Source organism: Pantoea sp. sgz302252, from assembly GCF_042610525.1.
Classification (GTDB): domain Bacteria; phylum Pseudomonadota; class Gammaproteobacteria; order Enterobacterales; family Enterobacteriaceae; genus Erwinia.
The window spans coordinates 65,625-80,045 of the sequence record NZ_JBHDVM010000006.1 but is presented as its reverse complement, the minus strand read 5'-3'; the positions used below and the strand labels follow the sequence as shown (position 1 = coordinate 80,045).

General features: G+C 54.8%; 15 protein-coding genes. 9 read left to right on the top strand and 6 right to left on the bottom strand.

Annotated elements, in window-relative coordinates:
* Positions 1–67 precede the first annotated feature (67 nt).
* Genes ACETPC_RS12660 through paoA form a run of 4 tightly spaced genes read right to left on the bottom strand, consistent with a single transcriptional unit; the run spans position 68 to position 4,833 of the window.
* Positions 68–1,000: an XdhC family protein gene (locus tag ACETPC_RS12660; RefSeq protein ID WP_380181869.1), complete on the bottom strand. Its 933-nt coding sequence runs from the start codon at positions 998–1,000 to the stop codon at positions 68–70.
* Between the two features lie 9 nt (positions 1,001–1,009).
* Complete coding sequence (gene paoC / locus ACETPC_RS12655; RefSeq protein ID WP_380181868.1) at positions 1,010–3,208, bottom strand: aldehyde oxidoreductase molybdenum-binding subunit PaoC; 2,199 nt, start codon at positions 3,206–3,208, stop codon at positions 1,010–1,012.
* Between the two features lie 3 nt (positions 3,209–3,211).
* The gene (locus ACETPC_RS12650; RefSeq protein ID WP_380181867.1) at positions 3,212–4,162 is read right to left on the bottom strand and encodes an FAD binding domain-containing protein; all 951 of its coding nucleotides are present in this window, start codon (positions 4,160–4,162) and stop codon (positions 3,212–3,214) included.
* The gene (gene paoA / locus ACETPC_RS12645; RefSeq protein ID WP_380181866.1) at positions 4,159–4,833 is read right to left on the bottom strand and encodes an aldehyde dehydrogenase iron-sulfur subunit PaoA; all 675 of its coding nucleotides are present in this window, start codon (positions 4,831–4,833) and stop codon (positions 4,159–4,161) included. The genes ACETPC_RS12650 and paoA overlap by 4 nt, the downstream gene beginning before the upstream one ends.
* 357 nt (positions 4,834–5,190) lie before the next feature.
* Between paoA and ACETPC_RS12640 the strand changes: the two genes are divergently transcribed.
* A complete protein-coding gene (locus ACETPC_RS12640) occupies positions 5,191–6,000 on the top strand; it encodes a flagellin (RefSeq protein WP_380181865.1) in 810 nt (269 codons plus the stop codon).
* 85 nt (positions 6,001–6,085) lie between these two features.
* On the opposite strand, the gene ACETPC_RS12635 is transcribed toward ACETPC_RS12640, so the two are convergent.
* A complete protein-coding gene (locus tag ACETPC_RS12635; protein WP_380181864.1) occupies positions 6,086–6,322 on the bottom strand; it encodes a hypothetical protein in 237 nt (78 codons plus the stop codon).
* 176 nt (positions 6,323–6,498) lie between these two features.
* Here ACETPC_RS12635 and ACETPC_RS12630 point away from each other — a divergent pair, with 176 nt between their 5' ends.
* The 8 genes from ACETPC_RS12630 to ACETPC_RS12595 all read left to right on the top strand — a co-directional run bounded on the left by ACETPC_RS12630 (position 6,499) and on the right by ACETPC_RS12595 (position 13,278).
* Positions 6,499–6,624: a hypothetical protein gene (locus ACETPC_RS12630; RefSeq protein WP_380181863.1), complete on the top strand. Its 126-nt coding sequence runs from the start codon at positions 6,499–6,501 to the stop codon at positions 6,622–6,624.
* 97 nt (positions 6,625–6,721) lie between these two features.
* Positions 6,722–6,940, top strand: coding sequence for a hypothetical protein (locus tag ACETPC_RS12625; RefSeq protein ID WP_380181862.1), 219 nt, complete (start codon positions 6,722–6,724; stop codon positions 6,938–6,940).
* A gap of 149 nt (positions 6,941–7,089) precedes the next feature.
* Positions 7,090–7,767, top strand: coding sequence for a hypothetical protein (locus ACETPC_RS12620; RefSeq protein WP_380181861.1), 678 nt, complete (start codon positions 7,090–7,092; stop codon positions 7,765–7,767).
* 142 nt (positions 7,768–7,909) lie between these two features.
* Positions 7,910–9,328 (top strand): sugar porter family MFS transporter, encoded by a 1,419-nt coding sequence (locus ACETPC_RS12615; RefSeq protein WP_380181860.1) that lies wholly within the window; start codon positions 7,910–7,912, stop codon positions 9,326–9,328.
* Between the two features lie 166 nt (positions 9,329–9,494).
* Positions 9,495–10,271, top strand: a complete 777-nt coding sequence (locus ACETPC_RS12610) for an MBL fold metallo-hydrolase (RefSeq protein WP_380181859.1) — start codon at positions 9,495–9,497, stop codon at positions 10,269–10,271.
* Positions 10,272–10,308: 37 nt separating this feature from the next.
* Positions 10,309–11,262 carry a GlxA family transcriptional regulator gene (locus ACETPC_RS12605; protein WP_380181858.1) on the top strand — a complete coding sequence of 318 codons (954 nt, stop codon included), beginning with the start codon at positions 10,309–10,311 and terminating at the stop codon, positions 11,260–11,262.
* A 112-nt stretch (positions 11,263–11,374) separates the two neighbouring features.
* Positions 11,375–12,661, top strand: a complete 1,287-nt coding sequence (locus ACETPC_RS12600) for an MFS transporter (RefSeq protein ID WP_380181857.1) — start codon at positions 11,375–11,377, stop codon at positions 12,659–12,661.
* Between the two features lie 335 nt (positions 12,662–12,996).
* Positions 12,997–13,278 (top strand): hypothetical protein, encoded by a 282-nt coding sequence (locus ACETPC_RS12595; RefSeq protein ID WP_380181856.1) that lies wholly within the window; start codon positions 12,997–12,999, stop codon positions 13,276–13,278.
* Positions 13,279–13,305: 27 nt separating this feature from the next.
* Here the strand turns inward: ACETPC_RS12595 and ACETPC_RS12590 are convergent, their stop codons facing one another.
* Positions 13,306–14,355: an FUSC family protein gene (locus ACETPC_RS12590; protein ID WP_380181855.1), complete on the bottom strand. Its 1,050-nt coding sequence runs from the start codon at positions 14,353–14,355 to the stop codon at positions 13,306–13,308.
* Positions 14,356–14,421: the final 66 nt, after the last annotated feature.

Below are 14,421 nucleotides of genomic sequence, written 5' to 3'. Positions count from 1 at the left end.
ATAAAAAAGAACGGGCACTAAGCGGAGATTGAAACTGCCGCCCGCTGGTGGCGGTACGGCAGGGGAATTACGCTTTTTCCGGGGTGAGGTTAAGACGGGCTGCTGCAACATCTGCCAGCACGGAAAGCGCCAGCGAGCTGGCATCACGCGCTTTAGGAAAGATGCCGATCGGCGCTTTGATACGGGCAATATCTTCCTGGCTCCAGCCCAGTTCGCTAAGCCATTGCCTGCGCTTTTCATGAGTGCGCTGGCTGCCCAGCGCGCCGATATAAAAAGGTTTGGCCGCCAGCGCTGCCTGCAGAACCGGCAATTCGCGGTGCAGATCGTGCCAGAGCAGCAGCACCGCCGTATAGTTATCGATCGGCAGGCGCGCATCGTAGCTGTCACAAAGATGCACGTCATAGCCCGCCGCCTGAGCCATGGCAAACGTGGATTGGGCTTCCGGCGAGCGCCCAAAAACGATAGCTCGCGTACGGGGCCGGTAAAGGATGCTAAAAAATCCTTTATGCCAACCCGTATCAGCTGGCGAGGCGCTGCTTTGCAGCCGCTGCGAGTGCGGAAAATAACGCAGGCCCACAGATTTGCGCTGCTCCAGCAGATTCAGTGTCGCCAGCAGCGGCCTGGCGTCATGCAGCTTGTGAAGGCTGAGCGTGATGCCGCCGCCGCAAGGCAGCACAATATCGAACCAGGGCGATCCTTCGCCGTACTTCACCTCGCGATCCTGGCCAGAGGCGATAACAGACATCGCTTCACTGGCCGCAGCGGCCTCCACACAGCCGCCGGAGACAAAGCCGCAGTAAAGACCATCTTCACGAACCGCCATTTGCGCGCCCAGGGCGCGCGCCGCGCCGCCACGGATTTCTGTCAGAGTGACCAGAGCCGTAGCCATGCCCGCTTTTAACGCTTCCACCGCGAAGCGTAAAACCGTTGCGTTATCGTCGGTGACAAGCGCCCGAACTGGCACCACCGGCGCGGTTTGTAGCAAGGATGATTGCAGCATAATGCCTCCTCAAACTACATCCGGCAGCGAACCGAGCAGCTTATCAAGCGTAACGGGATATTCTCGCACCCGCACGCCAGTAGCGTTATAGACCGCGTTAACGATAGCGGCGCTAACGCCGCACAGGCCCAGCTCGCCCACGCCTTTCGCCTTCATCGGTGACGAATAAGGATCGGTATCCTCCAGAAAGATTACCTCCTGTTCCGGTACGTCAGCGTGCACCGGCACTTCGTAGGCCGCCAAATCGTGATTAACGAAGTAGCCTAATCGCTTATCAACCGCCAGCTCTTCCATTAGCGCACCGCCCAGTCCCATGGTCATCGCGCCGATTACCTGACTACGCGCGGTTTTTGGGTTGAGGATACGGCCAGCGGCGCAAACTGCCAGCATGCGGCGCACCCGGATTTCGCCGGTCGCCATATCCACACCTACCTCGACAAAATGTCCGGCAAAAGTGGACTGTTGGTACTTCTCATCCAAATTGCCGAACTCGATGCTGTCTTCTACGGTTAGCGTGCCATCCGCCGCTGCATCGGTAAGGGGAACGCTGCGATCGCCGCTGCGCACCTGTCCATCAGCGAAGACAGCTTCAGCAGCAGGCAAACCAAGCTTAGCGGCTACTGCCTCGCGCAACTTCACGCAGGCAGCATAAACGCCAGCGGTAGAACTGTTCGCGCCCCATTGGCCGCCGGAACCGGCGGAAACAGGAAAACTGGAATCGCCCAGCCGCACCGTGACTCTCTCCAGCGGCACGCCCAGCATCTCCGCCGCAGTCTGGGCAATGATGGTGTAGCTGCCAGTGCCGATATCGGTCATATCCGTTTCCACCGTCACTACACCTGTTTTATCAAGATGTACGCGTGCGCCAGACTTCGTCACCAGATTGTTGCGAAAGCCCGCCGCTACGCCCATGCCGACCAGCCAACGGCCCTCTTTTACCTGTGCGGGCGTAGTGCTGCGACGATCCCAGCCGAAGCGCTCCGCGCCGGTACGCAGGCATTCAACTAACTGACGCCGCGAGAAAGGGCGCTCGGGATTAGCAGGATCGACCTGAGTATCATTCAGGATGCGAAAAGCCACCGGATCTACGCCTGCTTTTTCCGCCATCTCGTCAATAGCGATCTCCAGCGCCATTAAACCTGGCGCTTCGCCAGGCGCGCGCATGGCGTTGCCTTCGGGTAAGTCAAGCTTTGCCAGACGTAAGCCGGTATAGCGATTTGCGCCTGCGTAAAGCAGCTCGGTTTGCTGTACCGCCGTTTCCGGCGTACCGCCAGGCAGGTTTCCAGACCAGCTTTCATGGGCGATAGCGGTAATATGGCCGTTTTGATCGGTACCGATGCGAATATGCTGGATGGTTGCCGGGCGATGAGTTGTGTTATTAGGAATCACCGGCCTTGGCAGCATCACTTTTACCGGTCGTTTTGCAGCGCGTGCGCCCAGCGCGGCCAGCAGCGCATCGCTGCGCAGAAAGAGCTTGCCGCCAAATCCGCCGCCGATATAGGGCGAGATCACGCGCACATTCTCTTCCGGCAGCCTGAGCGTTTTCGCCAGATCGCTGCGGCACCAGTTGATCATCTGGTTGGAAGTCCAGACGGTGAGCTTATCATCTTGCCAGACTGCCATAGAAGCATGCGGCTCCATCGCCATATGGCTTTGATCCGGCGTGGTATAGGTGGCGTCAAGTTTTACTGCCGCTGTCGCGAAGGCGCTGTCAAAATCGCCGGTAGTTTTATCTGGCGTGCTTTCCGGCGCGCTGGTCACCGAAGGTTTTTCGGCGGCGAGATTATAAGCGCCACGCTCGCGGCTGTACTGGACATCGACCAGCTGTGCGGCCGCTCGCGCCTGCTCAAACGTCTCTGCTACTACCAGCGCCACGGCCTGATGATAATGCTCGATTTCCGGGCCGCCCAGCAGCGTAGCGGTATTTTTTTCGCCTTTGCCCAGCTTTCCGGCGTTTTTTGCCGTTACTACGGCCAGTACGCCTGGCGCAGCCTCGGCAGCTTGCGAATTGATAGCGGTAATACGGCCTTTGGCGATAGCCGATCCGACAATATAGCCATAGGCCACATTGGCCGCCTTATCGTGCCATTCATAGGCGTAAGGCGCGGTTCCTGTGGTTTTCATCGGGCCATCGATGCGATCGTGAGGGCGGCCTACAACCTTCAACTGATCGATCGGATTTTCGCCAGCAGGTTTATCAAATTTCATCTTTTATGCCCTCGCTTCCGTCAGTACAGAGGCGAGCGTGCGCTTCGCCAGTAGCAGCTTGTATTCGTTCTCATGCGTAGGCTGCGCTCCGGCGAACAGGCGCTCGTAAACTGCCTGCGCGCCTTTTGCGAGCTGCGCATCAGCTTCTTCCAGCCGCCAGGGTTTATGCGCCACGCCGCCTAAGGCGACCCGACCCGTTCCGTCCGACTGCACTACGGCGGCAACTGAAACCAGAGCGAAAGCATAGGAAGCGCGGTCGCGAATTTTGCGGTAGATATGCGTTCCGCCAACCGGCGGCGGTAAAGTGACGGCGATAATCAGCTCGCCGGGCTTCAGCACGGTTTCGCGATGTGGCGTATCGCCCGGCGCAAGATAAAAGTCGTTAACGGGAATTTTGCGTTCGCTGCCGTCCGCGCTGACCGTCTCCACGACCGCATCCAGTAACCGCATGGCGACGGCCATATCGCTGGGATGAGTGGCGATACAAGCTTTACTGGCGCCGATAACCGCATGCTGGCGGCTGAAGCCTTCCAGTGCGGCACAGCCGCTGCCGGGCATACGCTTATTGCATGGCTGGTTGGTATCATAGAAGTAGGGGCAGCGCGTGCGCTGAAGCAGGTTGCCTGCCGTAGTAGCCTGATTACGTAATTGTCCGGATGCGCCAGCCAGCAGCGCTCTTGAGAGCACTGCATAGTCACGGCGAACGCGGGTATCGGCAGCTAAATCGGTGTTACGGACCAGCGCGCCGATACGCAAACCGCCATCGGCTGTGGGTTCAATTTTATCCAGGGAAAGAGGATTAACATCGATCAGATGGGAAGGCGTTTCTATCTCCAGCTTCATTAAATCAAGCAGATTAGTGCCGCCCGCAATAAATTTAGCGCCAGGCGTGCGCTGTGCGCTGGCGGCCGCTTCGGCAGGCGTGTTTACGCGCTCATAGGTAAAAGCCTTCATGATTTGCGGCTCCCGGCGACATCTTCGATCGCGGCAAGAATATTGGAATAGGCGCCGCAGCGGCAGATATTGCCGCTCATGCGTTCCCGCAGCTCATCCGCCGTTGCTTCAGGCGGCGAAACCAGATCAAGCGTAACGTGGCTGGGAATACCCGCTTCGATCTCTTTCAGCACGGCCACGGAGGAACAAATTTGGCCTGGCGTACAGTAGCCGCACTGATAGCCGTCATGTTTGACGAATGCCGCCTGCATGGGATGCAGGTTATCAGGCGTGCCCAATCCTTCGATGGTGGTGATTTCGGCATCCTGATGCATAACGGCAAGCGTCAGGCATGAATTCAGCCTGCGGCCGTTGACCATAACGGTGCAGGCACCGCACTGGCCGTGATCGCAGCCTTTTTTGGTGCCGGTCAGATGCAGATGTTCGCGTAGTGCATCCAGCAATGTGGTGCGGGTATCGACTTCCAGCTGTTTGCGCACGCCGTTGACCTTCAGTGTTAAAGGCAACATTTCTGGCGGACGAGCAGCAGGGCCTTCCTGGCCTATGGCCGCGCCGGGTGAAACGGCTGCTGTAGCCGCTGTGGCCGCGCTGACTTTTAGCAGCGTTCGGCGTGTCAGATGAAAAGAAGTTTGCTCAGGGCGGTGCTCACTATTATTGCCTTGGTTGCTCATGCCAGGCCTCCGGTATGCATAAAGAAAGGGACGACAAAGGGGTAAAACCGCTTTTTGTTTTTTTGAGCATTAAGCATAGACGTTGTGGGGAATTTGATTGTTCCTGAATTCCGCATGCGGTAATGAGGGAGATTAATTAATGAAGAAGGATAAAGTTTCTGCGCAAACGGCCGACTATATCAGGGCTGTGCTTTTCGCTGTCCGCCTGAGTTAAGACTTATCCTAAACGGCGCTTTTTGCAGATTTTTTCGCAAGTCGCTTTAAAGTTTCTGCGGGACGTGACGATAAAGAATACAGACGGTGACGGGCATCCTGGCGCCGTATCCGAACCCTGGTAAATTTTTGAAGGAAACGACTATGTCCGTTATCAACACTAACATCATGTCCCTGACTACTCAGAACAACCTGAATAAATCACAGGCTTCTCTGAGCACCGCTATCGAGCGTCTTTCTTCTGGTCTGCGTATCAACAGCGCGAAAGACGACGCCGCGGGTGAAGCTATTGCTAACCGCATGAACTCTCAGATCAAAGGTCTGACTCAGGCTGCGCGTAACGCCAACGACGGTATCTCTCTGACCCAGACGGCTGAAGGCTCTCTGGACGAGGTGAACACCAACTTACAGCGTATCCGTGAACTGACTGTTCAGGCGAAAAACGGCACCAACAGCGCCGACGATATCGACTCTATCCAGAAAGAAGTTGACGCACGTCTGTCTGAAATCAACCGTATCGGCGCAGCAAGCACCTTTAACGGCACGGCGATTTTCAACACCACCGGCAGCGTAAACATCCAGGTTGGCGCTAACGACTCTACCGACGCTAACGTCATCAGCATCGACCTGTCTGGTGACGGCTTCCAGACTTCTGGCCTGGGCGCAACTTTCAGCGTCACCGGCGGCGACCTGTCTGACCTGGACGCGCGTATCAAGAACGTCGACACCGCACGTAGCGGCCTGGGTGCGATTCAGAACCGTTTCGAATCCACCATCAACAACCTGAACACCTCTGTGACCAACCTGACCGCGTCACAGTCCCGTATCCAGGATGCTGACTACGCAACTGAAGTTTCTAACATGTCGAAGGCGCAGATCCTTCAGCAGGCTGGTACCTCCGTGCTGTCAAAAGCCAACCAGGTTCCACAGGGCGTGCTGTCTCTGCTGCAGTAAGTTCTCTGCAGGAAACCCGGCTTCGGCCGGGTTTTTTTATGCGCAAAATTTGGTGGCACGTAAAAAAACGCTGGCAGCGCGCTGCTTATTTATTGGTAAAAACAAAATGCTGCGGCACTTCGTCGCTGAGAATATAGTCTTCTTCACCCAGCCGCTCGGAGGCGAAATTAAAGGTTTCCTGGAGCGCGCCGCTGAACAGCGCCGTACTTTGCTCGGTTTTGGCGATAATTAGCGTTTTATCCATACCCTGGCTATCGGTCTGGGTTTCACTGTATTCTGCCGGAAACGTTAAATTGCCATATTTCACCGTCATCTTTTCCATTGTTTTCCCCTTTAAGGCATTGACCTGAAAAATTAACAACGTTGCAACCTTTTATCACCTTAGAGCAGCCCCGCCGAAAAGTCATCCTGCCGCCAGTGCCATTAAGCGCCTTTCGGGATTCAGGTCTTAAAATTACGTTTATACTTAGCTTTCATACGCAAGCCTGGAGGTTATCTATGCACGCTATTTTTCGTAAAGATCCGCACGCGCCAGTTTTCCTGAACCAGATCGAAAAGGATCCCAAAGACCGCAAAGACAACCCGGATGACGCGCCCGAGTCTGGCGACAAGCTGCCGGAATAATTCTTCGCGGGTTCTGTCAGATCTGTGATGCCGCGCGGGATCGGTTTAGTGCCAGCCTCTATAGTTAACTGACCCATATGGGTTGATGGAGGTGGCTATGTCTGAACGTCCGGATTACCAGGAACCGATTCCTGATGACGCTGAATATCCAGCTGATGAAGATCATAAAGATATTCCCGCTGGCAGTGATGAGATCGTCGATCCGCTGGAGGATGACGAAGAAACCGCTGCGCCTCTGGAAGATGACGATCTGGCGTCTGATGAAGACGATGAAGAGTTAGATGATGAAGAGGACGATTCGGAGGAGGGTATCTGATTGTCAGGTCTGAGCCGTGAGCCGTCTCTGGCACCATGCAGAGGCGGCTCACTTTTTTTGGCTGCCCACGTCGGGGCTACTTTACTGTCGTTTGCTGTCCGCAGTTTCTCCCTTACACTAAAACGCTGAATTTACAGTGGGAGAGAAAAATGCTGGCAGATGATGACCTTGCGAGAATTTATCATCAACGTTCACAGCAAACGCTAGGCGTCTGGCGTGAACCGGCAACAGCGGCAACGCATACGGGCTTCTATCCAGAAAGTTTAAAAGCTATTGCCACTGGCATTCAGCCTGAGCTTTCCCCATCTGTGCGCCACTTACTGGCGGAGCTGGGCCAACAAACGCGGCACGATCCGCTTGCCGATACGATGCAGCCCGACCATTTTCATCTAACCTTTCTGGCGATTACGCCCGCGCTTTACGATCGGCAACGCCAGCCGGAAAACTGTGCTGGGCTGAAGCGCCTCGCTGCGGCGTATTGCCTGGAACAGGAACTGACAATCCGCGAGCTGCGGCTGGTGGCTTTACCCAATCAATTACTGCTTGCCGGCATTCCGGATACTGCGGATATCGCGTGCAGAGCGGCTTTTTGGAATGCTTTGCAGCGTTCGGAATGGGCGGAGCTACTGCGGCAAAGATATAACGGCAGCCGCCAGCCGCCGCCTTTCTGGCACAGCACGCTGCTGCGCTATCACGCCAGCATCCTGCCCGACTATCTGCAGCGTTTTTTTCAGGCGCGCAGCGAACAGCGCTATGGCGAAATTTGCGGAAAAATCAGGCTGCGTCTGGTGAGCTACAACTGGTCGGAAAGCGAAGAACTGGCCTGAGCGCGACCGGAAGGAATGCGATCGGCATCACATCTTGCTGCGCCACAGCAGAATTCTCCATGCCTGTGGACTTTTTAACATAACTTTCGGGCGTCTCCGGTCTGTATGTTACCGGCAGACGAATAAAAACCGGAGTTATAGCATGTCTTCAGTAGAGAACAGTTTGGCGCTGCCGCAGGCGCAAAAAAACAGAGTCCGGCGGATGAATATTTTTATTTCGTTTTCGGCCGGGCTGGCCGGACTGCTGTTTGGGCTGGATATTGGCGTGATATCAGGCGCGCTGCCTTTTATCACGCAACACTTTACGCTGAACAGCCATCAGCAGGAATGGGTGGTAAGCAGTATGATGCTGGGCGCAGCGATAGGCGCGATTTGCAATGGCTGGGTGTCGCACCGGCTGGGCCGTAAATACAGCCTGATGGCGGGCGCTCTGCTGTTTATCCTGGGGTCACTCGGTTCCGCGCTGGCGGTTAACCTGGAGCTTTTACTGCTTTTTCGCGTGCTGCTGGGCGTCGCCGTCGGCATCGCTTCCTACACCGCGCCGCTTTATCTTTCCGAAATGGCGACGGAAAACATTCGCGGCAAGATGATCAGCACCTATCAACTAATGATCACCTTCGGCATTCTGCTGGCCTTCTTATCGGATACCGCATTCAGCTACAGCGGCAACTGGCGCGCCATGCTGGGGATCCTGGCGCTGCCTGCCGTTGTGCTGTTAGTCATGGTGATTTTTCTGCCTAATAGCCCGCGCTGGCTGGCAGCTAAAGGGCTGCATGTGGAAGCGGAAGAGGTGCTACGCATGCTGCGCGATACTTCCGACAAGGCGCGGCAGGAGCTGAACGAAATCCGCGAAAGCCTGAAAATGAAGCAGGGCGGTCTGGCGCTGTTTCGCAGCAACGGCAACGTGCGCCGCGCCGTGTTTCTTGGCATGCTGCTCCAGGGCATGCAGCAGTTCACCGGCATGAATATCATCATGTATTACGCGCCGCAAATATTTAAAATGGCGGGCTTTCAAAGCACCCAGCAGCAGATGATGGCGACGGTGGTGGTAGGCGTCACCTTTATGCTGGCAACTTTTATCGCAGTATTTACCGTGGATAAAGCCGGACGCAAACCTATTCTGAAAATCGGTTTTTCCGTGATGGCTTTTGCCACGCTAATCCTCGGTTACTGCCTGATGAAAGTTGGCGAGGGTGAAGCCAATATGAACCTTTCCTGGGTGGCAGTCGGCATGACCATGCTCTGTATTGCAGGTTATGCGATGAGCGCGGCGCCGGTTGTCTGGATCCTCTGCTCGGAGATCCAGCCGCTAAAATGCCGTGATTTCGGCATTACCTGTTCCACCACCACCAACTGGGTAGCGAATATGATTATCGGCGCCACCTTCCTGACGCTGCTGGGCGGTATCGGCGCGGCTGGCACTTTCTGGCTCTATACCGGCTTTAATCTGCTATTTATTGTGATTACCGTCTGGCTGGTGCCAGAAACCAAAAACATTACCCTGGAGCATATCGAAAAGAACCTGATGGCGGGCAAAAAGCTGCGGGATCTGGGGCAGTAAAACCAGGCTATGCCGCAGCGGCGATACCGGCTGCGGCGCTACTCTTCGGGTGCACTTTGGCCCAGTTCCATCGATCTTTGTCTTCGGGACAACTCACGGCTTAACCCGCGTCTCTTTATACTCCTGCTTTATCACTGCTGTATGCAGGGCTAACAGGATAAAAAATATGAAACTTACCCTTATTCGTAACGCTACCCAACTATTGAGTTATGCCGGCAAGACTTTTTTAATCGATCCCATGTTTGCCGAAAAAGGCGCGTGGCCCGGTTTTGCGGGCACGGCGCGCAGCCATCTACGCAATCCGCTGGTTACGCTGCCGGTCGCGCCTGAAACCCTGTTGTCGGCAGACGCTATCATCATTACCCATCTGCATACGGATCACTGGGATGAAGCAGCGCAACGGCTGATACCAAAAGATAAATTGATTTATGCACAAAACGAGCAGGATGCAGAGCAAATCCGCGCGCAGAATTTCACTAATGTTCATCTGCTGGAAAATGAAAATTGTTTCCAGGATATCACTATTTCTAAAACCGGCGGCCAACACGGCAGCGACGAAGCGTACCGTGTGCCGGAATTAGCGGCTCGTCTTGGCGAAACCTGTGGACTGGTTTTTCAACATCCTCAGGAAAAAACGCTTTATATTGCTGGCGATACCGTTTGGGCGGCATCCTATAGCGAAGCGCTAACGCGTTATAATCCCAATATTGTGGTGCTTAATGCAGGTTTTGCTCAACTCGACGGCTTTGGCGCTATTATCATGGGCAAAGAAGACCTGCTGAAAACGCACCGGACGCTGCCAGACGCCGTTATTGTCGCTGTGCATATGGAAGCGATAAATCATTGTATTCTCAGTAGGGCAGAGCTAAAGGATTATGTTACGGCTCAGGGCATCGCGCGGCAGGTGCAGATCCCGGAGGACGGAGAAAGCCTGTTTTTATAAAATCGCAGCGGGCCGACAAATAAATAAGGAAAGCATAATGAGCGTCATTTCTGTTGCCGTCATCGCCACCAGCGGGTTCAGTACCTTTCATTTTTCTATTCCATGCCTTATTTTCGGCCGCCTGCTGAACGATGAAAAGCGCTTCGATCTGCAAATTTGCGCGGAACAGCCGGGCAGCGTGCAGTCGGATATTGGTCTGGTTACCCAGGTCGAAAACGGGCTGGAAGTCATGGAAACGGCCGATATTATCGTGGTGCCCTGGTGGCGCTGCCCGGAAGAGACGCCGTCGGCGGCGCTGCTGGCTGCGCTGGTTCGCGCCCGGCAGCGCGGCGCTGATATCGTTGGTTTATGCCTCGGTGCCTATGTATTGGCCTGGGCAGGCCTGCTGGAAAAGCGGCGCGCGGTAACGCATTGGGAGTTTGAACAGGACTTCAGCGGCCGTTTTCCCGATGTGCAGCTTGAGACAAACTCGCTTTATGTGGACGACGATCGGCTGATCACTTCTGCCGGTACAGCGGCGGGCATTGATTGCTGTCTGTATCTTGTGCGCAAGCATTACGGTAGCGCGGTAGCCAACCGCGCGGCAAGGCGTATGGTTATTCCACCTTACCGCGAAGGCGGACAAGCGCAGTTTATCGCCCGGCCCGTCCCTGAAACCACGCGTGACAGTAATATCAACAGCCTGCTCGACTGCCTGCGCCAGACTCTCCATCAGCCGCACAATCTTGATACGATGGCAAACACCGTGGGCATGAGCCGACGCAGCTTCACCCGTCATTTTTTTCGGGCAACGGGGATGACGCCCGCGGCCTGGCTTAACCTTGCGCGTTTGCAGCGTAGTCAGGAACTTCTGGAAACTACGGGCCAGAGTATCGACGCCATAGCGCAACTCTCCGGTTTCTCCTCTGCTGTCACTTTTCGCCAGCGTTTCAGGGCGGCTTACGGCGTTAACCCTGGCGAATGGCGCCGCGCTTTCTGCGGCGTAGCCTGACGTTTTAGCTATTTATTTGTTTTTATAAAAGGCTTCTGCCAGGTTTTCATTACCCTTTCAGCAAAACCGCCGGGCTGGTGCGGTTTTTTCCGGACAGATGACAGGAAGCGTAATGAAGAAAGTACTTGGCACCTTTTTGCCCCTTTACACCACCACACTCTTGATGCTGCTGGGTTCCGGCCTGCTGACTACCTATGTTTCGCTACGCCTCGCCCAGGAACAGGTGAGCGGCGCAATGATCGGTGGCATTATCGCGGCGCACTATATAGGACTGGTGATTGGCGGCAAGGTAGGACACAACCTGATAGCCCGCGTTGGCCATATTCGCGCCTATGTTTCCTGCGCCGGGATTATTACCGCTTCTGTACTGGGACATGGCCTGACGGAGTGGCTACCGGCCTGGATAGCGCTGCGGCTGGTGATTGGTCTGTGCATGATGTGCCAGTATATGGTGTTGGAAAGCTGGCTTAACGATCAGGCGGAACCAGGACAGCGCGGTACGATCTTTGGTTTTTATATGGTTGCTACCTACCTTGGGCTCTCCTGTGGGCAGATTATCCTGATGAGCCAGGCGGCGTCCGGTAGCGCGAGCCTGCTGATAGTGGCGCTCTGCTTCGCGCTTTGCCTGGTACCTATTGCCCTGACCACGCGAACCAACGCGCAGCCAATGTCTCCTGCGCCGATGGAGCTGAGCTATTTTTTCCGGGCTATTCCCCGTATTCTGCTGATTACGCTGGTGACCGGTATGGCGGTCGGCGCTTTTTACGGCATGGCGCCCGTCTATGCCAGCCTGCAAGGCTTTACGACGCGGCAGACCGGGCTGTTTATGGCTATCACTATCTTTGCCGGACTGGTATCCCAGTTTCCTTTAAGCTGGCTTTCGGATCGTTTTAATCGCCATCGTCTGCTCTGCGGCGCAGCGCTGCTCTATGCGCTGACCACGCTACTGCTGACGCTGCCTCTGCACCTCGGTTTCCTCTGGATCACCAGCGCGGCGTTTATTACCAGCATGACGCAGTTCTCGCTCTATCCTTTAATTGTCGCTATGGCTAACGACAGCGTGGCGCCGGAAAGACGCGTCTCGCTGACCGCCTGTCTGCTGATGGCCTTTGGCATTGGCGCCTGCATTGGGCCGATGATCACCGGCGCGCTGATGCAGCCGCTGGGTGGCCATATGCTTTATCTGTTTTTTGCGCTGTGCGGCGCAGCGATCGCGGCGATAAGCTGGCGGCGTATCGACGTCCGGCAGGAAAATATCGAAAGCCCCACGCCGCACGTGGCCGTGCCGGACAGCCTGGCCAGTTCGCCGCTGGCTGTCGCGCTGAACCCGACGCTGGATGAAGAGGAAATCCAGGCGGCAATGAGCAACGAGAACGAACAAGCCAGCGCGACCAGCTAATCTTTTTTATCCGTGCCGCCCCTGGAGGGCGGCATAACAATGTTTCTTTTGTCCGTATTGAAAATCTTTAATGCTAATATTTCCAATATTATTCAAATTTAATTTTATATATTTTCAGTTAATTGGATAAAATAAAAGGCATGATGGCGCGGTGCTCTGCGCCTGTACTGTGTTGTTATATTTCATCATTACTGTCAGATTTGTTGTAATTATTGTTTAATATTTAACGGTTGTTGTTGGTATTTGTGTTTTTTTAATGGCAATTTGCATAAATAAAGAAATTAATAAATGAAAATTTAATATTGTTGCTATATTTTATAAAGGACTATAGCGAAATGACAACAAGGAGCGCCAATGGGGAAATATTTATCAAGGCGGGGGAAAGTCTGGCTGGCGGTACTGGCAGGCTGTCTGGTGTTCTGGTTAATAGTGGTGTTATGGGGGCTAAGATAATGGCGGCGCTTCCTGAAAAATATGATAAAAAACGGTTATGCGGCTGGAAAATGAACCCTCAGCAGCGGCGTTTCCTGGAGTCGTTGCTGAACGATGAGAGCAGCCAGTTAAAAGCAGCCGTTGCCTCTGCGCCCGCAAATAAAAAAGACCCGCCAAAAAAGTAGGCTACCCCATAGCGCAGAACCTTGTCTTCAGCCGGACGCCTTTTTTGTGCGCCGGAATAAAATCTGTTTGCGGGTAAAAATACGGGTCATCACCAACGCAAAAAGCGCGAAAAGGCCGCCGATAGCGGTGGTTTCCAGACGATGAGTAGCAATAGCGGTTTGCGAGCCGCCCAGGCTGGCAATCATAAAGACCACCATCACGGTGACCAGAAAAGCGAAAACAAAATAGGATTTGGCAATCAGCGAATAAGACCAGCTGAAGGCGATATAGCCAAACAGCATAAACCCGCCGACCAAATATAGCGGTGCATGGCACAGGTCGGTTAGCGCCGCTGCCGCAATACTGCCTGTCAGCGTACCCAAAACGCGGGCGCGTACCCGCGAAAGCGAATCCCGATAATTATTGCGCAGGCAAATCAGCAGCGTCATTCCCGCCCAGTAGCCGTTTTTGAGCTGAAAAAATTCGACGCCAAACAGCGCAAGGCCCATCGCCAGCAATGCGAAAAATACCGACCACTGCAGATGGATCTTATGCTTATATTTTCCGGTGGTTACGCGCAAGAAGCGCAGCCAGGCGTGCGGATAGAAATTTTTCAGCTGAAAAGGGTAGCGGCGAAAAACCAGATAAAGGAAAAACATCTGCACCAGTCCGCCGCCGCCGACCAGCAGCGCCCGATCGGTGGCGTGGGCCAGCGAACCGGCGAAGTAGCCAGAGACCAGATAGGCGATCGACCATTGCAATAGCATCCACCAGGCGCTGCCATCAACGTTAGCCATGGTGACATAGACGGCAGCGTAGAGCATGGCGCCAAAAATATAGAGCGGCAGCACGTTACCCGTCAGGCAGCCCAGCCAGGAAGAGAACGCCATGCCCAGCGTCGTGGTGAACAGTAGAGAAAAAGAGGAGCCGCCCCAGGTTTTATTCGCACCGAAGGCCAGCGTCAGCGCGCCGCCCGCCATCAACCCAGCGGCGGGAACCTGATTGAAGGTAAAGCCAGTCAGATAAATAGCCGCCAGCGCCGGCAGGCAGCAGAGGCCGAGCAGCAAGTCGTGTTTCGGAATGGGAAAAAAACACATGGGTCAGAGGCAACTTCCTGGTTAACAACATCCTGAAAAGCATAGCCTGTCGACGGGCCGCCGCGA